This is a genomic window from Hwangdonia lutea (assembly GCF_032814565.1).
GTDB classification, from domain to species: domain Bacteria; phylum Bacteroidota; class Bacteroidia; order Flavobacteriales; family Flavobacteriaceae; genus Hwangdonia; species Hwangdonia lutea.
Genome location: NZ_CP136521.1, coordinates 1,011,835 through 1,034,725, shown reverse-complemented (window position 1 = coordinate 1,034,725; position 22,891 = coordinate 1,011,835). Strand labels below are relative to the sequence as shown.

Below are 22,891 nucleotides of genomic sequence, written 5' to 3'. Positions count from 1 at the left end.
CCCAATTACATGAAAAATAGAAACGATAATTTAAAACGCGTCATCGTAGATTTTAAAAAATTGACACCAGAAATTCTCGCCTTATTGGTTGAGAAGTATCCCGATGGTTACGACGATGATCATATAGTAACCTTTAGAAACGCTCAAAACGAACTAATTGAAGCTGTTGAAGTTATTACAGAAGACACTAAATACCTAATAAAAGTAAGTGCAAAACTAGAGGTAACTATGGAGAATTATGATGAAGATGACTATGAAGATTTTGATGATAACGATCCCGATGCTGTGCAAGACCCAGATTTAATTGATGAAGAATCTGAGAGTTTCGATTAAAGCTCTAAAAACATATAATGATATATTGTAACTTAATCTGAATTCAAAAATAAAACGTAGATAACATATTGGCTACTAGTAGTTTTAAGGCTAAAATTATTATAAGTAATTCGGACTTGTGGTAGGATGTTTTCCGATAAATTTTTCAATTTAATCTTAAATCTTTACAACAATGAAAACAAATGTTTTATTAAAATTAATAGGATTTACACTATCAATTTTTGCGCTTTCGGGATTTACAATGCTTTCAAATTCAAATATAAATTCAATCACATTATCCATTCAAGAAGAGATGGTTGTAAATACGGTTTATGATGGACACGAAGAATACGGCTATAATTTTATAGCCAAAAACAAAGAAGGCGAAGAATACACCATTACATTTCAAGAGATAAAAGAAGAATTATTAAAGGAATTCGACTTAAAATCTGAAACACTAATAGGTAAAAGCTTTAGCATTACCTATCAAACAAGAATAGAAACCAGTATTGACGATGATGGCTTCGAGGATGAAGATGAAGTTAATACCATAATCAAACTTAAAAAACTATAATATCTTAATAAAACATGTTGTTTGTCGATGTTTATTTAAACAATATGTTAAAATTCATGTCATTATAAACCAACAGGTTTATTAGTGCGTATATGCTAGTAAGATTAAATAACATCTTGCGCAAAAGTTATAATTATTAATTATGGGGCTTAGCCTCTAAACCAAATCTATTATAAACATTAAAAACTTTTAATTATGAAAAATTATCTTTTAGTGCTAGTAAGCATTTTTACATTAAGTTTTACTACAGTCACTAATGCACAAGACGAAATAACAGCAACAGCTGTTTATAACGGCTTTAATGGTGAATCCTATTCTTTTACCACAGTTGTTAAAGAAAATGAAAAAGCCAAAACCATAGAATTTAGCGATGTAAGCGCTGAAATTTTAAAGCAATTTGATTTAAAGTCCGATGCCATAAAAGGCGAACACTTTTTTATTACCTATGTGGTTGAAACAGAAACAACGACCAACGATGAAGGTGAAGAAGAAGATGTTGAGGTTTATGTGTTAAAAACTATCAAAGAAGCAGCTTATTAATTCATTTATCCATTGAAAGGGAGATTTCTCTTAAATCTCCTTTTTTTTTCCTTTAAAAATACTTCCCAAATAAAAACGCTGTAAACGATGATGTATTCTAAAGCGATAATCCACAAGTTTTCAGATTTATCGGATTTATCAACGTTTAAATACGCTAAATAACTGAGTATAATTACAAAACTCCACACCAAAGGAAATTTAAATTTGGTGAAAACCGATAGTATTAAAAGCGTTGCAATGTACCACGGATGCACCGTTGTGGCCGTAAAATAATAAAACGACAACACCAATAACATAGCCGTTATTAATTGAATTGTGGTTTTGTTTTTTCTAAAAAAAGTAAATATTAAAACTAATAGAATAACTATAATGGGCGTTATTTTTCCAATAACAGCAATTTCGTTATAACCTCTAAACGTGTATCCAATGGCCCTAGCGATGTAATACAGACTCGCATTAAACTCAAAATTATTAAACCATAGCGCTACCGTTTCAGTGTAATTTGTTGTAAATTCCGAAGAATAAAAAGGGAGGAATGAAAGGATTACTGTTGTACTTGTGATAACATAAAATGAATTCAATTTTGTTATTCCTGTGAAAGCAGGAGTCTTCTTTTCGTCATGCTGAACTTGTTTCAGTATCTCATCATTTTTACTATGAGATTTCTCATCGATTTGTGCTGTCGAAATGACATTGTGTTTTGTAAACCATTGCCAAAACAAAGGCAGAAATATAAGCGGAATCAATTTAACCGATACCGATAAGCCCAAAACAACGGCTGCCCATTGCCATTTACCAATGTGCAATAAATATAAACTCCATATTAAAAAGAAAATCATCACCCCTTCAAAATGAAGATTGCCAGTTAATTCGATAATAATAAACGGATTGAGGATATACCAAAAAATATGATATGTGGGTATTTTTAATTTTTCGAGCAGTTTTTTTCCGAAATATAATGTTCCAAAATCGGCAGCAATAATCAAAACTCGCATCACAATTACCGAACCTAAAATACTTTCCCCAGAAAATAACCCCGCAATAACAAAACAGAGTTGATTAATAGGCGGGTAATTGGTGTAGTGCCCTGCGTTTAACGCGCCCATGCCATTGTACAGTTCTTGGGCTTGTGCCACAGGAAATTCGTTGTTGCCAATAAAAGATTCTACCGTAAATAAATACGGATTAAAACCTTCCAATAACAATCTGCCGTCCCAAATAAAACGATAAAAATCTTGCGATAAATTGGGAATAGCCAAAATAAATACAGCTCTAAAACCAAAAGCTAACCACGTTAAAAACTTTATATTTCCTTTTAAAAGCTGAACCAATTTGTAAAATAAAAAGAACAGTGCTACATACAGCATTACAAGTTTTATGTAATCGGTACGAACCAAATCATAGGCAAAAGACGTATATAATAACAGACTTGCAAACGCAAGAAGTAATGGTGTTTTGTAAAGTTTAAAAAAAGCGGTATTAAAAAACATAGAGTAAATATAGGCTATTTGTTTGTCTGGTTTAAATCAATTAAACGGCTTTTTTAGTTTAAAATTTACAAAACATAAACCGTTATTAAATAAATATAACCTACTTATATTATGAAAACTTCAATCTTCTATTGGGCTGCTTTTTACGTGGTCATGACTTTTGTATATTCGTGTTCAAATTCTAATGATGCTATTGATGATTCCAAACCAACGGGTGACATCAATACTGTTGAAAACATTCAAATATTTCCTGCAAACCATCCTTTAAATTTAGATATTTCCAATAGTCCAGTTGATGTAAATTCAGATTTAATAATCAATAATATTGGAGCTCATAAAGGCATTTTTCCAGATTTTGGCAGTGGTGAATATCAAGGGGCACCCATCGGGATTCCCTATGTTGGCGTTAATGGCAATCAGCCCAAAGTGCCAATCACATTCAGGGGTAATGGTTACGACGGTAATTATGGTGCCGAGAGCGACCAAGGCCCTTTTCCCATACCATTAAACGCGCCCATTGAAGGCAACGGCGTGGGCGATAGCCATGTGATTGCTGTTGATGTGGAAAACGGGATGTTATACGAATTGTACAATGCCGCTCAAGTTGGAAACGGTTTTGAAGCCTCGTCGGCAGCTGTTTTTAATTTGAATACTGTAACGTTTAGACCCGACGGATGGACCTCTGCCGATGCGGCTGGTTTGCCTATTTTCCCGTTGTTGGTGCGTTATCCGGAAATTGAAAAAGGCGAAATAGACCATCCCATTCGTTTTACAATAAACCGCAGTAAAATTTACGAAGGTTATGTACACCCTGCAAAACACTTGGTTTCTGGAAATACGGGAGACGAATTATTGCCTTTCGGCGGCAGGTTACGATTAAAAGCAGATTACGATATAAGTAGTTTTTCTGAAACCAATCAAATTATTCTTATCGCCATGAAAAAATACGGATTGATGCTTGCCGATGTGGGTTCGGGTATGTTTATAATCGGCGCGCCACATGATAAATGGGATAATGATGATTTAAAGGAATTGCTTAAAGTTACCTTGGATAATTTCGAGGTTATTGAATTGGGGGCGATTACTTTAAATGATTAAATAGTTTAATTGCTATATTGAATTCAGTTGAATAAAAATAGAGTCAATTGACTTGATTTTACGAACGGATTTAGTTACATTCGTTCAATTCGTATAAAATCACAATTTTAATTATTTAAAACTTCACTATGAAAAACAAAAAATCACTTTTGATTATTTGTTTCATTTCATCCATGTTTTTGTTAGTCGCTTGCCAAAATAAGCAACCCCAAAAACAACCCAACATTCTTTTAATTTGTATTGACGATTTAAGGCCCGATTTAAAAAGTTTTGGAGCAAATCACATCATCTCCCCAAATATTGATAAACTTGCCAAAGAAGGTGTTTCTTTTCAAAGGCATTATGTTAATTCACCAAGTTGCGGGCCATCTCGTTATACCTTATTAACGGGTTTGTACGGCACGCCAAACAACAATGCGCTTTTTTTAAGAGCGAAACAAATAGCTGAAGAAAAAACAATTGCCCCAAGTATGCCTGAGTGGTTTAAAAAACATGGGTACACAACGGTTTCGGTTGGTAAAGTATCACATCACCCGGGAGGTAGGGGTGGTGCTAATTGGAATGATAGTACTATTATTGAGATGCCAAATACCTGGGATAAACATTTAATGCCTGTTGGAAATTGGCAGCATCCACGAGGCGCCATGCATGGGTTGGCAAATGGTGAAATTCGAGAAAAATCCGGTGAGATGGATGTTTTTCAATCCACTGAAGGCGATGACAATATTTACCCTGATGGAGCTATTGCCAATGCTGCTTTAAAGGAATTAAAAAGCTTGACATCAGAAAATAAAAAGCCGTTTTTTCTAGCCGTTGGTTTTATTAAACCACATTTGCCTTTTGGGGCACCCAAGATTTATTATGACAAATATGAAACCGTTGATTTTCCTGAAATAAAACATCCTGAAAAACCTGAAGGACGAACCACCTGGCACAGTTCCAATGAATTTAAGCAATATAACCGATGGGGTAAAAACCCAAATGAAGATGCGGATTTTGCAAACGAAATCCGCCGTCATTACGCTGCTTGTATAACTTACGTCGATGCTCAAGTTGGTAAGGTACTCGACGCACTAAGGCAAACCGGAGCCGATAAAAATACGGTTGTTGTGCTTTGGGGCGACCATGGTTGGCATTTAGGAGAGCATGCCATTTGGGGAAAACACAGTTTGTTTGAAGCGTCGTTACATGCGCCACTAATCATTCACGATCCAAGAATAGAACAAGCAGGTTTTAAAACCAATGCTATGGTTGAAACTCTAGATGTTTTCCCAACTTTATGCGATTTAGCAAGTATTGAAACACCCGGGTTTATTGAAGGTGTTTCGTTAAAAAATGTTATAAATAAACAAGATGCCGTGGGACACAATGTATTGGCTTACAACACGGGAGCTGTAACTTTAAGAACAGACACGCACCGTTTAGTGTTACACCATGATGGTTTTGTAGAATTGTATGATTTTGGAATTGCTGAAAGCGAAACTAAAAATGTAGCCGAGACACATCCTGAATTGGTGGAAAAGTTAAAACAGGAGCTTAAAGCGAAATGGGAGTAATGCTTTGCGTTAGGGATTGCAGTGGAAATCCTTTTTGTAAGGCACGAGCAAAAAGATTGCAGCGTAAAGCCCGACCCCGCTTCGAGAGCCTTAGCGAACAAGTGGGGTAACGCCCAAATAAAACTAAAAAAGCGCACTGTAAAAATGCGCTTTTAATAATCCCAAAAATTTTATAATGACGACTAACTCAAAATGATCAAATAATTGTGGATTGTCCTAAATGTATGTTTTTAAAATTTAAATTGGTTTCTTCTGGGTTGTTTATAAAATCTTCAATAAAATCGCCCACTTTTGTGGTGCTAATGTTATCGTATTTCATATTCAAATCCGGTGTTGTAATATGGAGCTTTAACGATTTATCCACAGCTTTTCTCACCAAGGCAGCTTCTTGGTCCAATCCGAAATGCTCGAGTAACATGGCCGCAGATAAAATGGAAGCTATGGGGTTTGCAACGCCTTTATTGGCAAATTTACCGTAAGCGCCGTGAATGGGTTCGAACATGGCATGTTTTTCGTTAATAGAGGCCGAGGCCAATAAACCAATAGTGCCAACAATTACGCTGGCTTCTTCGGATAAGATATCGCCAAACATATTTTCGGTTAAAATCACATCAAATTGCCTTGGATTTATAATGAGTTCCATGGCAGCGTTATCGATATATAAGAATTCCAGTTTAACATCTGGATATTGGGTTGCCAATTCCTGAACCACTTTGCGCCATAAACGAGAGGTTGCCAATGCATTGGCTTTATCGACCAGCGTAAGTTTGCGTTTTCGTGTTTGGGCTGCTTTAAAGGCTAAATGTGCAATGCGTTCTATTTCAAAACGAGAGTATTCGCAAATATCGGAAGCAGCATCGTTGGTCAGTTTTTTTTCGCCAAAATAAAGCCCGCCTGTAAGCTCGCGATAAATTAAAATATTGGTATCGCGTATTTGTTTGATTTTTAATGAGGATTTATTCAGCAAATCTTCATAAGCAATAACGGGTCTGATATTGGCATATAAATCGAGTGATTTTCTGAGGCCTAAAAGTCCGTGTTCCGGTCGTATTTCGGCATCGGGATCTATGTCGTATTTCGCACTACCAATGGCACCAAATAAAATAGCATCTGCTTTTTTGCAGATGCTAATGGTTTCTTCGGGCAGCGCACTACCAGTTTGCTCTATGGCGGCAGCGCCAACAAGCGCTTTGTTAAATGTGAAAATATGACCAAATTCCATAGCAATAGCCTTTAAAACCTTAACGGCTTGCGCGGTGACTTCTGGTCCTATACCATCCCCCGGTAAAACGGCAATATTTAGTTTCATTCTTTTTTATTTGATTCCCCGCTTTTGCGGGAATGACAATTTTAAAGGAACCTAGAGAAAAAACTCTAGGAATTCTTTCTCAATTAAGCTGAAATAATTTCTCTGTAAACTTTACTGTTTTCAATAATTTGATGAATATCGTTATCATCAACTTCTTTCTTTTTATCGGCAAAATCCAAAAAGTTAGTGTAAATTTCATCTAACTGAAGCTTCGTTAATTCGTAGCCTATATTTTTTGCTCGGTATGCTAGGGCAGCTCTTCCGCTTCGTGCTGTTAACACAATAGCCGATTCGGTTACGCCAACATCCTTTGGGTCTATAATTTCGTATGTTTCGCGGTTTTTAATCACACCATCTTGATGAATTCCCGAACTGTGTGCAAAAGCATTGGCACCAACAATAGCTTTATTGGGTTGCGTGTAAATACCCATGCTATCAGATACCAATTGGCTGATGCCATATAGCATTTCGGTTTGAATTCTTGTATCTAAATTCAAGTAAGGGTGTTGCTTTAAAATCATAACAACCTCTTCTAAAGCGGTGTTTCCTGCGCGCTCTCCAATACCGTTGATGGTACACTCTATTTGGCGTGCGCCGTTAATAACCCCTTCAATGGAATTTGCTGTGGCCAACCCTAAATCGTTATGGCAATGGCAGGATAAAATAGCTTTATCAATACCTTTTACGTTTTCTTTTAGGTACTTAATTTTAGCACCGTATTCGTGGGGTAAACAATAGCCCGTAGTATCGGGAATGTTTAAAACCGTGGCACCTGCTTTTATTACAGCCTCGCACACACGAGCTAAATATTCGTTATCGGTTCTTCCGGCATCTTCGGCATAAAATTCAACATCTTCAACAAAAGACTTAGCATAACTAACGGCTTGTACCGCACGCTCAATTATATCTTCTTGAGTTGATTTGAATTTGTGTTTTATATGGGAATCCGATGTGCCAATACCCGTATGGATTCGAGGTGTTTTGGCATATTTTAAGGCTTCGGCGGCTACTTTTATATCGTTTTCAACAGAGCGCGTTAAGCCGCAAACGGTGGCATGTTTTACAATTTTAGATATTTCTTCAACCGATTTGAAATCGCCTGGACTCGATACCGGAAAACCGGCTTCAATAATATCAACACCTAAATTATCAAGCTGTTCGGCTATAATTAATTTTTGTTCTGTATTTAATTTACAACCAGGGACTTGCTCGCCATCACGAAGCGTTGTATCAAAAATTTGGACGTTATTATCAGACATTTAGTAAAATATATTTTTGTATTCTTATACGAATGTATATTTTGGTTTCTTAAATAGGGAATTCAACCTGTGTTTTTTACGATGTTTAACTTGGTTTTTGAATTGTTAAATCGTTGAAAATAAGCTAATTAAGTGTGTTTTAGTAACTATGACAAAAGAGCAAAAAGATAATTTGTTTGTATTGGTAAAGTCGCTGTCTAAATCTGAAAAAAGACAGTTTAAACTTTATGTAGGAAGATTAGGGGTAAATGAAGATTCAAAATTCTTGATGCTATTCAATATTCTCGATAAGCTTTCGGTTTACGATGAAGCCGTTATTTTAAAAAAAGGCATCGTTAAAAAACAGCAATTATCAAACTTAAAAGCGCATTTGTACAAACAGATTCTTATTAGTTTAAGATTGAATCCGTCGCACCAAAATATTCGAATTCAAATCCGTGAGCAACTCGATTTCGCAACAATTTTATACCACAAAGGACTGTATAAACAAAGCCTAAAAATTTTGGATAAAGCCAAAACTTTGGCTATTAATAACGAAGAAAAAAATATTGCTTATGAAATTGTGGAGCTGGAAAAAATAATTGAATCGCAATACATTACGCGAAGTTTAAGCAATAGGGCAGACGAGCTTACCGTGCAAGCCAAAGCGCTAAGTTTGCAAAACGTTTTGGCCAGTAAATTGTCTAATTTATCATTGCAGTTATACGGTTTGTTTTTAAAAACGGGCTACATAAAAAATGATACCGAACACAAACGTATAACCAAATATTTTAACGACAGACTGCCAAAATACGACATCAATAAATTAGGTTTTAGAGAAAAATTATGGCTTTACAAAGCGTATTTGTGGTACAGCTTTTTAACCTTGGATTTTTTGGCCTGCTATAAATATGCCTCAAAATGGGTTGATTTGTTTTATGAAAACAAAGATATGATAAAGCTAAATCCTGTCTTTTTTTTAAGAGGAAATCATTATTTGTTGGAAGCCTTGTTTTATTTAAGACATTACGAAAAATTTAAAACTACCTTACTGAAACTGGAGGAAATTACTAAAGAAAAATGGTTTCCGTTGGATGATAATAACGAAAGTTTAGCCTTTTTGTATATATACAACAATAAGTTTAATTTGCATTTTATTGAAGGTAGTTTTACTGAAGGTTTGCCTTTAATAGACGAGGTTTTAGAGAAATTGAAAAAGTATAAAAACCGGATTGACGAGCACCACGTTATGGTGTTTTATTATAAAATTGCGAGTATGTATTTTGGTGCCGGCGAAAACAAAAAAAGCATCCAGTTTTTAGATAAAATAATCAGTAATAAATCCTTGCAAATGCGAGAAGATTTATTGTGTTTTTCCAGAATTTTAAATTTAGTCGCACATTACGAGGCTGGAATGGATTACAATTTAGATGTGTTAATTAGAAGCACCTATAAGTTTTTAATTAAGATGGAAGATTTATACGAGGTGCAAAAAGAATTCATCAAATTTTTAAGAGGTTTGGGCGATATTTATCCTCAAGATGTAAAAGCCGAATTTATCAAACTTCATAAAAAACTAAAACAGTTTGAGGACGACCCCTATCAAAGTAGAGCATTTTTGTATTTAGATATTATTTCGTGGTTGGAATCGAAAATTGAAAATAAACCTGTTGGTTTAATAATCAGTAATAAATTTGAAGCTCAAATTTTAAAAAATCAATAATTTTCAAAAAAAAAGAGCAAAAAATTTGGTTTATAACTTTTTCTAACTGAATATTTGTATTCACAAAGTTCAATAACTTATTGAAATGTTATCAAGAAAGGCGGAGGGAATAGACCCAGTGAAGCCTTAGCAACCTCCCGAATTTTCGGGGAAGGTGCTAAATTCTACTTTAACAATTATTTGTTTTAGATAGATAACCCAAAAATTGCATTCTGCAATTTTAATAATTTCTTTTTAACATTTTTCTATATAAGCATACCGTTAACGGTGCATTTTGACTTTTGATTTAATCAATTTATTAACTCAAAAAAACTAGAAAAATGAGTACTCAAAAATTAGCAACAAACGCTTTACATGCCGGACACGATGTAACTACAAATGCAGGAACCAGAGCGGTACCAATTTATCAAACCACATCGTATGTTTTTAATAATTCCGATCATGCGGCCAACCTGTTTTCATTAAAAGAATTAGGGTTTATTTACACCCGATTGAACAACCCCACAAATCAAATATTACAAGAGCGTTTAGCAGCCGTTGAAGGTGGTGTTGGCGCTGTAGTGTTTGCTTCGGGCGCATCGGCCATTTCAACAGGTTTGTTAACCTTGTTAAAAGCTGGCGACCATATTGTAGCCTCCAGTAGTTTGTATGGCGGTACTTTTAACCTGCTGAACGTTACGTTGCCCCGATTGGGAATTACCACAACCTTTGTGGACCCTTCAAATCCGGAGAATTTTGCCGAAGCCGTGCAAGATAATACTCGAGCCTTTTTTGCCGAATCTTTAGGAAATCCGAAATTGGACGTATTGGATTTAGAGGCCATTTCAGAACACTCAAAAGCAGCTGGCGTACCGTTTATTGTAGATAATACCGTGGCAACGCCTGTATTGTTAAATCCATTAAAGCATGGAGCGGATATCGTAATTCACTCATTGACAAAGTATATTGGTGGTCAAGGTACATCTATTGGAGGAGCGATTATTGACGGCGGAACCTTTAATTGGGCAAATGGAAAATTCCCTGAGTTTACAGAACCTTCAGCAGGTTATCACGGTTTAAAATATTATGAAACCTTAGGCGCAGCATCTTATGTTTTTAAATTAATTTTAGAAGGATTAAGAGATTTTGGTGGTGCTTTAAGTCCCACAAACGCCTTTAATATCCTCCAAGGATTGGAAACTTTACCTGTTAGAATTAAACAACATAGCGAAAATGCGCTAGAGCTCGCCAAATGGCTGGAAGCACAAGACGAAGTAGCTTGGGTAAATTACCCGGGGTTAGCGTCGAGTAAATATAAAAAACTAGCCGACAAATATTTGCCAAAAGGCCAAAGCAGTATCGTAACTTTTGGACATAAAGGAGGCTTTGATGCGGCTAAAAAAATAGCCGATAACACCAAATTGTTTTCTATTGTTGCCAATATTGGCGATACCAAATCGCTCATTATTCACCCGGCAAGTACAACGCATCAACAATTGGATGAAGCTGAACAAGCATCGGCGGGAGTATCATCGGATTTAATCAGATTGTCGGTTGGAATCGAGGATATAGACGATTTAAAAGCCGATTTAACAGCAGCTTTTAAAACGGTGTAACTAAAACGAATTTGAGACCTGTTAGGTTTTTGAAACCTGACAGGTCTTGACAAAAGAAAGGATAGAAGTATAAAAAAAGTTCCAGGTCTTTAAGGCTAAAACCACATTGGCGGATATAACCGCGTTAGGGATTGCAGTGGAAAGCCCACAGCCCGACGAAGGAGGTGCGAGGACTTGTAACGGAAAGCCCGACCCGATAGGGGAACGCCCAAATAAAATTAAACATTGAAACACCCATTGCAACATATCACCATTAAGGTTTTTGAAACTGAGAATAAGACTCAAATCCCTGAAATTAAATTAAGCTATCAAGTGTTTGGTAAGCCTATAGGTACGGCTCCCATAGTATTGGTGAATCATGCTTTAACAGGGAATAGCAACGTTGCTGGGGAAGATGGCTGGTGGAAAGATTTAATAGGCGATGGTAAAATTATCGATACCAAACTTTATACTATTTTGGCCTTTAATATTCCGGGTAACGGTTTTGATGGGTTTGTTATTGAAAACTACAAGGATTTTGTAGCAAAAGATATGGCCAACTTATTTTTAATAGGCCTTAAAACTTTAAAAATCGATAAACTATTTGCCGTTATTGGCGGCTCTTTAGGCGGTGGCATTGCCTGGGAAATGGCTGCCATAAAGCCCGACTTAACACAGCATTTAATTCCTGTGGCTACCGACTGGAAATCTACCGATTGGTTAATCGCCAATTGCCAGATTCAAGAGCAATTTTTGTTAAATTCTAAAAATCCAGTCCACGATGCCCGTATGCATGCCATGTTGTGCTATCGTACGCCGGAATCTTTTAAAGAGCGCTTTCAACGTTCAAAAAATGACGATTTAGAGATTTTCAATGTCGAAAGTTGGTTGTTGCATCACGGGAATAAATTGCAGGAACGGTTTCAGTTATCGGCTTATAAATTAATGAATCAGTTGTTAAAAACCATTGATGTTACAAAAAACAGAAAAAACGATTTTAATGTTTTAGAGAATATCAAAGGCAACATACATATTATTGGCGTTGATTCCGATTTGTTTTTTACAGCTGAAGAAAACAGGCAAACCCATAAGCAATTGGCGGTTACAAACCCCAATGTTACTTATAACGAAATTAACTCGGTGCATGGGCACGATGCGTTTTTAATAGAATACGAGCAATTGGAAAAAATAATAGAAGGCATTTTTGTGCCAAATTCTAAAAAGAAAAAAATGAAAGTATTAAAGTTTGGAGGAAAATCTTTAGCAAACGGAGACGGGTTACAAAAAGTGCTTTCCATTATTGAAAATAAAGTAAATGATGGCGAGAAAATAGCCGTGGTGGTTTCGGCAAGAGGCCATGCCACGGATGAGTTGGAAGCTATTTTAAATAAAGCCATAAAAGGTGAAGATTACAAGGCATTATTGCAAACCTTTAAAGCCTATCAAAAAAAACCTTTAAAAACCATTGATTTTTCTGAAGAATTTGCCATCCTCGATAAATTGTTTGAAGGTGTAAGTTTATTGCGCGATTATAGTCAAAAAACTAAAGATGAGATTTTAGCTCAAGGTGAATTGTTATCGGCTAAATTGGTGTCGGCTTTATTAATTGAAAGAGGTGTTAAGGCGAACGCCACAGACTCCAGAACTCTGATAAAAACCGATGAAAATTTCGGGAATGCCCAACCCATTTCGCAGCAAACCAAAGACAATGTTCGAAATTATTTTAAGCAACATAATGGCGAAACCGTTAATATTATAACGGGTTTTATTGCTTCAAATTCAAAAGGCGAAACCACAACTTTGGGTAGAAATGGCAGTAATTATTCGGCTGCTTTGTTAGCCAATCATTTAGATGCCGAAGAGCTTCAAAACTACACACATGTTAATGGTATTTATACGGCAAACCCCGATTTGGTTGCCGATGCCCAAAAGATTAGGGAGCTATCTTTTAGCGAAGCCAACGAGTTAGCTAATTTCGGAACCACCGTTTTACACGCTAAAACCATCATTCCCTTAGTCGAAAAAAATATCAGTCTTCGTATTTTAAACACCTTTAATCCCGACGACGAAGGCACGCTAATTTCAGCAAAGCCAAGTTCCAAAGAAGTAACGTCGCTCTCGGTTTTAGATAACGTGGCGTTGTTAAATTTAGAAGGCCGTGGCTTACTAGGGAAAATAGGCGTCGACGCCAGAATTTTTAGAGCGTTGAGCGACCATGGCATTAGCGTAAGCATTATTTCACAAGGGTCTTCAGAACGTGGTATCGGGCTTATTATTGATGCTGAAAAAGCCACCCAAGCCGTTATTGCCCTTGAGCGTGAGTTTGAGAACGATTTTTATTCGCAAGATGTTAATAAAATTGAAGTGATTGACGATGTATCGGTTATTTCCATTATTGGTATCGAGTTGAGTTCGTTCCACAAGCCATTCAATGCGTTGATTAAAAACCAAATTACGCCGTTGTTGTTCAACAATACAGTAACTGGCAGAAATGTAAGTTTGGTGGTTAAAAAAGATCAGTTACATAAGGCCGTTAATGTGATTCACGGTGAGGTTTTCGGCATTTCAAAAAAGATAAATATTGCCATTTTTGGTCACGGTGGCGTTGGTGGCGCATTGATAAATCAGATTTTAAAATCGAAAGATGATATTGAAAAACGAAAAGGCATCAGCCTTAATGTGTTTGCCATTGCCAATTCCCGAAAATTGCTTTTAAATAAAAATGGTGTTGATGCCAATTGGCAAGATGATTTAAAATCGACATTACAAGAAAGCGCGATTGCCCCTATAATTGCATTCGCAAAATCGCATCATTTGGAAAATTTAATTGCGGTTGATAATACGGCAAGTTCAGATTTTTATCAAAATTATATTCCGTTGGTTGAAGCTGGTTTCGATTTGGTATCGTCAAACAAAATAGCCAATACCATTTCGCACGATTTTTATTCCAACTTGAGAGTTCAATTAAAAGAGCACAATAAAGAATATTTATACGAAACGACTGTTGGAGCAGGTTTACCTTTAATTGATACCATTAAATTACTGCACGAATCAGGAGAAAATATCACCAGAATAAGAGGTGTGTTTTCGGGAACGTTGAGCTATTTGTTCAATAATTTTTCAGTGGAAGACAAGCCGTTTAGCGAAATTATTCAAGAAACCATTGACAAAGGATTTACAGAACCCGACCCGAGAGAAGATTTTTCAGGAAACGACGTGGCAAGAAAATTATTGATTTTAGCCAGAGAATTGGATTTGCAAAATGAATTTGAAGATGTTGAGGTGTTAAATTTAATACCGGAAGCGTATCAAAATATTTCTGTGGAATCATTTTTAAGTCAGTTGAATGTTTTAGATGAGCAATATCAAAAGATAAAAGACGAGCAAAAACCAGGACATGTATTAAGATATGTTGGCGATTTGTCGGGCGATTTGTCGCAAGACAAAGGGAATCTTGAAGTAAAATTGGTATCCATTCCAGAAGATAGTACATTGGGACATGTAAAAGGGAGTGATGCTATTTTTGAGATTTTCACTGAAAGTTACGGCGAGCAACCTATAGTAATCCAAGGCGCAGGAGCAGGTGCAGAAGTTACGGCACGAGGCGTTTTTGGAGATATTTTGAGGTTATCAAAACACATTAATTAAACCGTAACAGTTCCCCTCCTTGGAGGGGTTAGGGGTGGGTTTTTAAAACTTAAACATGCAAATGCGCTAAAATTAAGGATTAACAAAAACCACCACAGATAGGCGCATTAGGGATTGTAGTGGAAAGCCCACAGCCCGACGAAGGAGGTGCGAGGACTTGCAGCGGAAAGCCCGACCCGACAGGGGAATGCCAAAATAAATATTTAAAAAAATAAAAGTGAGTAAAAAACAATTTGAAACCGAAGCCATTAGAACGCAAATAAACCGCACCGAGTTTTTAGAGCATTCGAGTCCGTTGTACCTAACATCTAGCTTTGTGTTTGAAGACGCCGAAGACATGCGCGCCTCCTTTAGCGAGGAAAAACAGCGCAATATTTACAGCCGTTTTACAAACCCAAATACCTCGGAATTTGTCGATAAAATTTGTAAAATGGAAGGTGCCGAAAGCGGATATGCCTTTGCCACAGGAATGGCGGCGGTGTTTTCAACCTTTGCGGCACTGTTAAATAGTGGCGACCATATTGTTTCGGCGCGGTCTATTTTTGGTTCAACCCATACACTTTTCACTAAGTTTTTACCAAAATGGAATATTGAAACCAGTTATTTTAATATCAATAAACCCGAGACCATTGAAAGCTTAATTACACTGAACACCAAAATTTTATTTGCCGAATCACCCACCAATCCCGCGGTAGATATTATCGACTTGGAGCTGTTGGGTAGCATTGCCAAAAAGCACAATTTAATTTTAATAATCGATAATTGTTTTGCCACGCCGTACTTGCAACAACCTATAAAATTTGGTGCGCATTTGGTTATTCATTCCGCCACCAAATTAATCGACGGCCAAGGTCGTGTTTTAGGCGGCGTAACGGTTGGCGACGCCGATTTAATGCGCGAGGTTTATTTGTTTGCTCGAAACACGGGGTCCGCTTTATCGCCATTTAATGCGTGGACACTTTCTAAAAGTTTGGAAACCCTAGCGGTAAGAGTCGATAAGCATTGCGAAAACGCTTTAAAAGTTGCTGAGTTTTTAGAAACACATGAAAAAGTGAATTGGGTAAAATATCCGTTTTTAAAATCGCATCCGCAGTACGAAGTCGCTAAAAAACAAATGAAACTTGGTGGCAATATTGTTGCTTTTGAAGTTAAAGGCGGCATTGAGGCCGGTCGTGAATTTTTAAATGCCCTTAAAATGTGTTCATTATCTGCCAATTTAGGCGATACCCGAACCATTGTAACGCATCCGGCAAGCACGACACATAGTAAACTTTCTGAAGCCGATAGGTTGGAAGCCAGTATTACCGACGGTTTGGTTCGTGTTTCGGTGGGCTTAGAGCATGCCGATGATGTTATTGCGGATTTGGGGCAGGCTTTAAATTAAAAAGTTAATTTTTATAGGTATCTATTTTAACAGAAGAATCGCCACTCCAAATTTTAACCATAGTCCAAGGTTCTGGTTTTGAAGTCCAAAATGAGTGATTTTCGGGTAAGCCTAAACTTAAAAAACCTAAGGAGGTTAAGTATAAGCTGCCAGTACATATATAGGGTTCAGCCATTTTAGGTTGATGACCTGCAACTCCTATTTGTAACCAGCCTTGTTCGTTGAATGTGCCTTCGGGTTGATGCAGCCTTAATAATACTTTTGTTAATGCAGACCTAACTTGTCCTTCAGAGAGTTCTTCGGGTAATGCCTCCAAAAGCGCTAATTGAGATAACACTTGAAATGTTCCGAATCTATAAATGGCAGACCTTCCAACAATGGGATAAGTGCCTTCTGGGGATATTTGACGCTCTAAAATTTCAGCATAGCGTTGGGCGCGTTCCAAAATTTTCCCTTTTAACTTTTTTAAGGGATGATTTGATTCTTGTAAAACATTTACAACATCTATAAGCATGGGGTGTATTACAAAGGAGTTGTAATAATCCCAGTGGTAGTATTTTCCATCGGCATACAAACCATCTCCAACATACCATTCCATGTGCTTGTTTAGTGCATATTCAATACGTAAAAAATCAGCTTCTTTGTCAAATTTCACAAAAAAGGCTTCAACGGTTGCTGCAAATAAAAGCCAATTATTATAGGGCACATTATTTATGGACCTTACTTTTTTTAAGGCATTAACAACCATTTTTTTTGTTTCGGTTGGTAAGGGATACCACAATTGATTTGGTGCTCTTAAAAAAGCCTGTGCCAAAAAAGCAGCATCAACAAGAGGCTGTTTTCCTTTATCAAAATTCAAATAGTCTTTAGCGTTTGGGTTTACGGCGTTGCTTATGGCTTTGTGTGCAAGTGTTATGTATTCTTTACGAAATTGCCCTTCTTTAGTATGGGTTGAGCCTAATTCCAACCAAGGTGCTATTCCTGCCATTAACCTGCCAAAAGCTTCCAAACCGGCAAAAGAACTTCTATCGCCATACTCAAAACTGCCTTGTTCTACGGGCATAGTTTCTTTTAGCTCATCGTTCGCTAAAGCCTCTAAAACGGGTTTGGCCGTTTTTGTGAGTTCGTTAACCCAAACCGTTCGGTTATTTTGAGTAAACATATTCAAAGGGATAATAAATAGAATAAATATGATTGCTATTTGTTTCATTTTATTTTAATTTTTTTTGTCTGTACAACGCTTCTAAAAAGTAATAATCGGCATAATTTAAAGGCACATCAATTTCTACATCATGAGGAATACTTCCAACTGAGTGTTTCAATAAAAAATTGGCATTGGTGCCTGCATCGGCAAAATAGTTTGGGCTGCACAAATTTTGCAAAATGTCATCTGCAAAACTTTTATAATTATTACTGTTATCTTTTGTAAAAGTGCTTAATTCATACAAAGCTGAAGCTGTAATTGCTGCCGCCGAAGCATCTCTTGGTGTTTCATTACTAGCTGAAGCATTATAATCCCAATAGGGGATTTTGTCTTTAGGTAAATTAGGATGGTTTATAATAAAGTCGGCAATTTTTATGGCTTGGTTTAGGTAATTAGGGTTTTTTGTTTCTCTGTAACAAACCGTAAAACCGTATAACCCCCAAGCTTGTCCTCTTGCCCAGGCAGAATCATCAGAAAGCCCTTGATGCGTATTCCTGTTTAAAATCTCACCATTGGTAACGTCGTAATTGAGTACGTGGTACGAGCTGTTATCTGGTCTAAAATGATTTTCTAAGGTCTTATCGGCATGAGAAACGGCAATATTGTAATATGTTGAGTCGCCACTAATTTTTGTGGCATGAAAAAGTAATTCAAGATTCATCATATTGTCAATAATTACGGGGCAATTCCATTTTTTGTTGGCATTCCAAGATTGAATAATGCCAGCTTTTGGGTGATAACGGGTTGCCAAAGATTTAGCAGTTTGAACAATAACGCTATCAAATGTTTTTGAGACTGTTTTTTTTAAGGCGTTTCCGTAAGAACATTCCATAATAAATCCAACATCATGGTTGCCCTCCCAATATTTTATGGTGTCTAGTTTTTTGGTGTATTCCATGGCTAATTTTTCCCATTTTGTGTCTTCGGTTAAAAAGTTTAAATACCAAAGCGACCCAGCATAAAAACCACTAGTCCAATTATAAATACCAACTAATCTAACCTTTCCGTTTTCGTTTATAGTTCTTGGAATAAAATTTTTATTATTTATTTCAGGATATATTGTTTTGTGCATCTTAGAATACTGGTCTGCGCTTTTTTGTATAATGTCTTCGTAACGTTGGGTTTCACTATGGTTTTCTTTACACGTCTGATTTAAAATGATTAGACATAGTAATGAGGTAATTTTAATAAGTGTTTTCATGTATTGCAAGCTAGGTGATTTAAGTAAAAATAGTAATTTAGACTAAACAAGCTCAAAACAAATTCTTTTATAGCTGTTTAAAACACCGAAAAGCATTTGTGAATTATCTAGTTTTTTCAGTTTGTTTTAAAGAGAATAAGTAATTAACTATATTAGCACCATGCTATCCAAAAAAACAAAATACGGTTTAAAAGCGCTCACTTATATTGCCAGAAAAGAAGGGGACGAACCTGTTCGTGTTTCTGAGATTGCAAAAAGCGAAAACATACCTCCAAAGTTTTTAGAAAGCATTTTACTTACCCTTAGAAAATCGGGAATTTTAGGCTCTAAAAAAGGCAAACACGGTGGCTATTATTTACGGCAAGAGCCTACCGAGGTTAAAATGACCGATGTGATGCGTGTTCTTGAAGGTCCTATTGCCATGGTGCCCTGTGTGAGTTTAAATTTTTACGAAAAGTGCGACGATTGCCCCGATGAAGAAAAATGCAGCGTTAATAAACTCATGATTCAGGTGCGCGATAACACTCTTCAAGTATTCAGAAACACCACATTAGCAGATTTATCGGGAAATTAGTGTTGAGAATTTCTTAAAATTCAAACTATTTTTTTAGATAATTACAGTCCATTGTACTAAAATCATTTTCATATCCTTAAAAGTTGTTAAATATCTTTCATAAGAAAAAAAATATTTTACTTTTGTATCTCCTAGTAAATCTATAGGATTAATATAAAAATTCAAAACATATGATTATTGATGCTGTTTTAAATAGAAATAATAAGGATGTGAAAGTGATAGATATTAACAACCCGTCAGGAGAAAAGGTATCTGAAAAGATTGAAAAATCCGAAGAAAAAGTAAAACGCAGTCTCGCCAAAACAATAAGTTGGAGAATCATTGGTACGCTTGATACCCTTGTTTTGTCCTGGCTTATCACAGGCGAAGCAACCATGGCAGTTACCATAGCTTCAGTTGAGTTTGCATCAAAAATGGTATTGTATTTCTTCCATGAACGTGCATGGAATAACATAAAGTGGGGAAAGTAATGATAGACCAAAATCAAATAGAAAAATTAAACGAGGCTTTTAAAGAAGCATCACCTTCTGATATTATAAAAAAAGCTTTCGAACTGAATAAAAAAGCAGTGGTAACCACCAATTTCAGACCTTACGAAGCGGCCATTTTGCATGCTGTAAGTCAAGTGAAATCGAACATTCCGGTAGTGTGGTGCGACACCGGGTATAATACCCTGCAAACCTATAAACACGCGGAAGATGTTATTGCTAACTTAAACTTAAATGTGTTTTTATATGTGCCAAAACAAACCTCGGCGCACCGCGATGTGGTTTTGGGAATACCAAGTGTTGATGCGCCCGAACACGCCTTATTTACTGAGCAAGTAAAATTGGAGCCTTTTAAACGTGCTATGGACGAGCATAAACCAAACGTGTGGTTTACCAACTTGCGCCAAGGGCAAACGGCCTTTAGAAACAGCATCGGTATTTTTAGTTTAAGTAAAGATGGCGTATTAAAAGTGAGTCCGTTTTATTATTGGACCGATGAAAAATTAGATAGTTATTTAGAAGAACATAATTTGCCAAACGAGTTTAAATATTTCGACCCAACAAAAGCATTAGAAAACAGAGAGTGTGGATTGCATGCTTAATTAAAGTTAACAGTCACAGTCTCAGTAAACAGTTAAAAATAAAAAGAAAAGCATTTGTGAATTCGTAGCAAATGGAAAAAATAATAAAAATGAAGAAAGACACATCGCATATAAATTCGTTAGAAAACGAAGCCATTTATATCATGAGAGAAGTGGCAGCACAATTTGAAAACCCAGTACTGTTATTTTCAGGAGGGAAAGATTCAATCACCTTAGTAAGGTTAGCTGTAAAAGCCTTTTATCCTGCTAAAATTCCGTTTCCTTTAATGCATATCGATACAGGGCATAATTTTCCTGAAACCATTGAATTTAGAGACCGATTGGTTAAAGAATTAGGGCTGGAACTCATAGTAAGAAACGTTCAAGACTCTATTGATGAAGGCAAGGTAAAAGAAGAATCGGGAAGATACGCCAGCCGAAACATGCTACAAACCACCACGCTTTTAGATGCCATTGAAGAATTTAAATTCGATGCTTGTATTGGAGGCGCACGTCGTGACGAAGAAAAAGCGAGAGCCAAAGAGCGTATTTTTTCGGTACGTGATGATTTCGGTCAATGGGATGAAAAAAACCAACGCCCCGAATTGTTCGATATGTTGAATGGTGATATTGAACACGGACAAAATGTACGGGTGTTTCCTATTTCAAATTGGACAGAATTGGATGTTTGGTCGTACATCGAAAAAGAAAATATAGAAATCCCATCTATTTATTTCGCACACACCAGAGCCACTTTTTTACGAGACGGACTAATCTGGTCTGCAGATGATGAGGTGGTTTTTAGAGATGAAAATGAAGAGGTTTTAGAGCGTACCGTTAGATTTAGAACCGTTGGCGATATGAGCTGTACCGCAGCCGTCTTATCCGATGCCGCCGATATAAAAACCGTAGTGCAGGAAATTCGAGAAAGCACCATTTCTGAGCGTGGCGCACGTATAGACGATAAACGCTCTGAAGCGGCCATGGAAAAACGTAAACAGCAAGGGTATTTCTAGAATACAATTTTGTCATTTCCGGGTAGGCGGAAATCTTTTTAAAACAAATACAAATTAGGTTTAGAACCTAAATTATTATAAAAAATGGAAGTATTAAAAATTGCAACAGCAGGAAGTGTAGATGATGGAAAAAGCACCTTAATTGGGCGTATTCTTTACGATACAAAATCATTAACCACCGATAAATTAGAAGCTATTGAAAAAACCAGTAAACAGCGCGGTTACGATTATTTGGATTTTTCGTTGGCAACCGATGGTTTGGTGGCCGAAAGAGAACAAGGTATCACTATTGATGTGGCACATATTTATTTTTCAACAGCCAAAAAAAGTTACATTATCGCGGATACGCCAGGGCATGTGGAGTACACACGAAACATGGTTACTGGTGCTTCAACATCGCAGGCGTCCATCATTTTAATCGATGCCAGAAAAGGGGTGATAGAGCAAACCAATCGTCACTTTTTCATCAATAATTTACTTCGCATTAAAGATGTGGTTGTTGCTATTAATAAAATGGATTTGGTAGATTATTCGGAAGATGTTTACAATAAAATCAAAGCTGATTTTGAGGCGCTGATGAGTAAGCGTGATTATCAAGATCAGAAAATCACCTTCATTCCGGTAAGTGCTTTAAAAGGTGATAACGTGGTTAATAAAACAGATAAGATGCCTTGGTATAAAGGTGAAACGTTGTTAGAGCATTTAGAAAAAATTGATAAAGCTGATATTTTTAATATAGGAACACCACGGTTCCCGGTGCAATATGTTATACGACCAAAAACAGAAGAGTTTCACGATTTTAGAGGTTACGCCGGAAAAGTTTACGGCGGTAATTTAAGTGTGGGAGACGATATTGTGGTGCTGCCATCGCAAACAAAATCGAAGATAAAAGACATTTATTTTTACGATGAAAAATATGAAACCGCTTCGAGGCGTTCATCGGTAACCATCACTTTGGAAGACGATATTAACGTAAGCCGCGGTGATATGATTGTTAAAGAAAACGACTTGCCAACTATAGAAAAACAATTTACAGCCAATGTGTGTTGGATGGATTCAACCCAATTAACCGCTGGTAAAAAATATGTGGTTCAGCACGGAATCAATAAAGTTTTGGCGAAAGTAGATGCGATCCATCATAAAATAAATCCAGATTATTCGGGGATTGAAGAAGATGTAAACGGTTTGGGAATGAACGATATTGCTTCTGTAAGCTTTAAATTAAACAAGCCCGTTTTTTACGATGCATTTAAAAACCATAGAACAAACGGCTCATTTATAATCATCGATTCCCAATCCAACAATACGGTTGGCGCAGGTTTTATTCAGTAATAAAACAACATAATATAAACACTAAAAAAAACGCCTCTTTCATACGAGG

General features: G+C 36.5%; 19 protein-coding genes and 1 riboswitch. Of the genes, 14 read left to right on the top strand and 5 right to left on the bottom strand.

The genetic code is table 11. The features are described from left to right. Positions 1 to 9 precede the first annotated feature (9 nt). From RNZ46_RS04445 to RNZ46_RS04435, 3 genes are all read left to right on the top strand, one after another. On the top strand, positions 10 to 333 hold the full coding sequence (locus RNZ46_RS04445; protein WP_316984172.1) for a hypothetical protein: 324 nt from the start codon (positions 10 to 12) through the stop codon (positions 331 to 333). Between the two features lie 172 nt (positions 334 to 505). Then, positions 506 to 886 (top strand): hypothetical protein, encoded by a 381-nt coding sequence (locus tag RNZ46_RS04440; protein WP_316984171.1) that lies wholly within the window; start codon positions 506 to 508, stop codon positions 884 to 886. A gap of 195 nt (positions 887 to 1,081) precedes the next feature. Beyond that, entirely contained in the window at positions 1,082 to 1,426 is a 345-nt protein-coding gene (locus RNZ46_RS04435; protein ID WP_316984170.1) for a hypothetical protein, read from the top strand. Between the two features lie 5 nt (positions 1,427 to 1,431). Here RNZ46_RS04435 and RNZ46_RS04430 read toward each other — a convergent pair whose 3' ends face one another. Then, complete coding sequence (locus tag RNZ46_RS04430) at positions 1,432 to 2,916, bottom strand: MptA/MptB family glycosyltransferase (protein WP_316984169.1); 1,485 nt, start codon at positions 2,914 to 2,916, stop codon at positions 1,432 to 1,434. A gap of 111 nt (positions 2,917 to 3,027) precedes the next feature. Here RNZ46_RS04430 and RNZ46_RS04425 point away from each other — a divergent pair, with 111 nt between their 5' ends. Further along, positions 3,028 to 4,014: a hypothetical protein gene (locus tag RNZ46_RS04425; RefSeq protein ID WP_316984168.1), complete on the top strand. Its 987-nt coding sequence runs from the start codon at positions 3,028 to 3,030 to the stop codon at positions 4,012 to 4,014. A gap of 128 nt (positions 4,015 to 4,142) precedes the next feature. After that, positions 4,143 to 5,570, top strand: a complete 1,428-nt coding sequence (locus tag RNZ46_RS04420; protein WP_316984167.1) for a sulfatase — start codon at positions 4,143 to 4,145, stop codon at positions 5,568 to 5,570. 196 nt (positions 5,571 to 5,766) lie between these two features. Here the strand turns inward: RNZ46_RS04420 and leuB are convergent, their stop codons facing one another. Together leuB and RNZ46_RS04410 are read right to left on the bottom strand one after the other, a co-directional pair. Continuing rightward, the gene (leuB, locus tag RNZ46_RS04415; RefSeq protein WP_316984166.1) at positions 5,767 to 6,879 is read right to left on the bottom strand and encodes a 3-isopropylmalate dehydrogenase; all 1,113 of its coding nucleotides are present in this window, start codon (positions 6,877 to 6,879) and stop codon (positions 5,767 to 5,769) included. A gap of 83 nt (positions 6,880 to 6,962) precedes the next feature. Continuing rightward, complete coding sequence (locus RNZ46_RS04410; RefSeq protein WP_316984165.1) at positions 6,963 to 8,138, bottom strand: 2-isopropylmalate synthase; 1,176 nt, start codon at positions 8,136 to 8,138, stop codon at positions 6,963 to 6,965. Positions 8,139 to 8,286: 148 nt separating this feature from the next. Here RNZ46_RS04410 and RNZ46_RS04405 point away from each other — a divergent pair, with 148 nt between their 5' ends. The 4 genes from RNZ46_RS04405 (at position 8,287) to RNZ46_RS04390 (ending at position 16,446) form a co-directional block, all read left to right on the top strand. Further along, complete coding sequence (locus tag RNZ46_RS04405) at positions 8,287 to 9,840, top strand: hypothetical protein (protein WP_316984164.1); 1,554 nt, start codon at positions 8,287 to 8,289, stop codon at positions 9,838 to 9,840. An 85-nt stretch (positions 9,841 to 9,925) separates the two neighbouring features. Continuing rightward, positions 9,926 to 10,040: riboswitch (SAM riboswitch) on the top strand. A 120-nt stretch (positions 10,041 to 10,160) separates the two neighbouring features. Continuing rightward, on the top strand, positions 10,161 to 11,435 hold the full coding sequence (locus RNZ46_RS04400; protein ID WP_316984163.1) for an O-acetylhomoserine aminocarboxypropyltransferase/cysteine synthase family protein: 1,275 nt from the start codon (positions 10,161 to 10,163) through the stop codon (positions 11,433 to 11,435). Between the two features lie 225 nt (positions 11,436 to 11,660). Continuing rightward, positions 11,661 to 15,062: a bifunctional aspartate kinase/homoserine dehydrogenase I gene (gene thrA, locus RNZ46_RS04395; protein ID WP_316984162.1), complete on the top strand. Its 3,402-nt coding sequence runs from the start codon at positions 11,661 to 11,663 to the stop codon at positions 15,060 to 15,062. A 217-nt stretch (positions 15,063 to 15,279) separates the two neighbouring features. Next, a complete protein-coding gene (locus RNZ46_RS04390; RefSeq protein ID WP_316984161.1) occupies positions 15,280 to 16,446 on the top strand; it encodes a trans-sulfuration enzyme family protein in 1,167 nt (388 codons plus the stop codon). 4 nt (positions 16,447 to 16,450) lie between these two features. Here RNZ46_RS04390 and RNZ46_RS04385 read toward each other — a convergent pair whose 3' ends face one another. Then, positions 16,451 to 17,656 (bottom strand): DUF2264 domain-containing protein, encoded by a 1,206-nt coding sequence (locus RNZ46_RS04385; protein ID WP_316984160.1) that lies wholly within the window; start codon positions 17,654 to 17,656, stop codon positions 16,451 to 16,453. Position 17,657: 1 nt separating this feature from the next. Next, the gene (locus RNZ46_RS04380; RefSeq protein ID WP_316984159.1) at positions 17,658 to 18,851 is read right to left on the bottom strand and encodes a glycoside hydrolase family 88 protein; all 1,194 of its coding nucleotides are present in this window, start codon (positions 18,849 to 18,851) and stop codon (positions 17,658 to 17,660) included. Between the two features lie 160 nt (positions 18,852 to 19,011). Between RNZ46_RS04380 and RNZ46_RS04375 the strand changes: the two genes are divergently transcribed. From RNZ46_RS04375 to RNZ46_RS04355, 5 genes are all read left to right on the top strand, one after another. After that, complete coding sequence (locus RNZ46_RS04375) at positions 19,012 to 19,425, top strand: RrF2 family transcriptional regulator (RefSeq protein ID WP_316984158.1); 414 nt, start codon at positions 19,012 to 19,014, stop codon at positions 19,423 to 19,425. Positions 19,426 to 19,640: 215 nt separating this feature from the next. Continuing rightward, complete coding sequence (locus RNZ46_RS04370; protein ID WP_434063038.1) at positions 19,641 to 19,895, top strand: DUF2061 domain-containing protein; 255 nt, start codon at positions 19,641 to 19,643, stop codon at positions 19,893 to 19,895. Then, entirely contained in the window at positions 19,895 to 20,515 is a 621-nt protein-coding gene (locus RNZ46_RS04365) for a phosphoadenosine phosphosulfate reductase domain-containing protein (protein WP_316984156.1), read from the top strand. The genes RNZ46_RS04370 and RNZ46_RS04365 overlap by 1 nt, the downstream gene beginning before the upstream one ends. Positions 20,516 to 20,604: 89 nt before the next feature. After that, positions 20,605 to 21,510, top strand: coding sequence for a sulfate adenylyltransferase subunit CysD (gene cysD, locus RNZ46_RS04360; RefSeq protein ID WP_316984155.1), 906 nt, complete (start codon positions 20,605 to 20,607; stop codon positions 21,508 to 21,510). Positions 21,511 to 21,594: 84 nt separating this feature from the next. Next, a complete protein-coding gene (locus tag RNZ46_RS04355) occupies positions 21,595 to 22,842 on the top strand; it encodes a sulfate adenylyltransferase subunit 1 (RefSeq protein ID WP_316984154.1) in 1,248 nt (415 codons plus the stop codon). The last annotated feature ends 49 nt before the right edge of the window (positions 22,843 to 22,891 follow it).

What these genes read in the sequence shown, in the direction of transcription:
- RNZ46_RS04385 (WP_316984160.1), bottom strand. Translation starts at nt 17,656, where the DNA reads ATGAAACAAATAGCAATCATATTTATTCTATTTATTATCCCTTTGAAT.
- RNZ46_RS04365 (WP_316984156.1), top strand. Translation starts at nt 19,895, where the DNA reads ATGATAGACCAAAATCAAATAGAAAAATTAAACGAGGCTTTTAAAGAA.
- leuB (WP_316984166.1), bottom strand. Translation starts at nt 6,879, where the DNA reads ATGAAACTAAATATTGCCGTTTTACCGGGGGATGGTATAGGACCAGAA.
- RNZ46_RS04405 (WP_316984164.1), top strand. Translation starts at nt 8,287, where the DNA reads ATGACAAAAGAGCAAAAAGATAATTTGTTTGTATTGGTAAAGTCGCTG.
- RNZ46_RS04400 (WP_316984163.1), top strand. Translation starts at nt 10,161, where the DNA reads ATGAGTACTCAAAAATTAGCAACAAACGCTTTACATGCCGGACACGAT.
- RNZ46_RS04440 (WP_316984171.1), top strand. Translation starts at nt 506, where the DNA reads ATGAAAACAAATGTTTTATTAAAATTAATAGGATTTACACTATCAATT.
- RNZ46_RS04425 (WP_316984168.1), top strand. Translation starts at nt 3,028, where the DNA reads ATGAAAACTTCAATCTTCTATTGGGCTGCTTTTTACGTGGTCATGACT.
- RNZ46_RS04445 (WP_316984172.1), top strand. Translation starts at nt 10, where the DNA reads ATGAAAAATAGAAACGATAATTTAAAACGCGTCATCGTAGATTTTAAA.
- RNZ46_RS04410 (WP_316984165.1), bottom strand. Translation starts at nt 8,138, where the DNA reads ATGTCTGATAATAACGTCCAAATTTTTGATACAACGCTTCGTGATGGC.
- cysD (WP_316984155.1), top strand. Translation starts at nt 20,605, where the DNA reads ATGAAGAAAGACACATCGCATATAAATTCGTTAGAAAACGAAGCCATT.
- RNZ46_RS04380 (WP_316984159.1), bottom strand. Translation starts at nt 18,851, where the DNA reads ATGAAAACACTTATTAAAATTACCTCATTACTATGTCTAATCATTTTA.
- RNZ46_RS04375 (WP_316984158.1), top strand. Translation starts at nt 19,012, where the DNA reads ATGCTATCCAAAAAAACAAAATACGGTTTAAAAGCGCTCACTTATATT.
- RNZ46_RS04435 (WP_316984170.1), top strand. Translation starts at nt 1,082, where the DNA reads ATGAAAAATTATCTTTTAGTGCTAGTAAGCATTTTTACATTAAGTTTT.
- RNZ46_RS04420 (WP_316984167.1), top strand. Translation starts at nt 4,143, where the DNA reads ATGAAAAACAAAAAATCACTTTTGATTATTTGTTTCATTTCATCCATG.
- RNZ46_RS04430 (WP_316984169.1), bottom strand. Translation starts at nt 2,916, where the DNA reads ATGTTTTTTAATACCGCTTTTTTTAAACTTTACAAAACACCATTACTT.
- RNZ46_RS04355 (WP_316984154.1), top strand. Translation starts at nt 21,595, where the DNA reads ATGGAAGTATTAAAAATTGCAACAGCAGGAAGTGTAGATGATGGAAAA.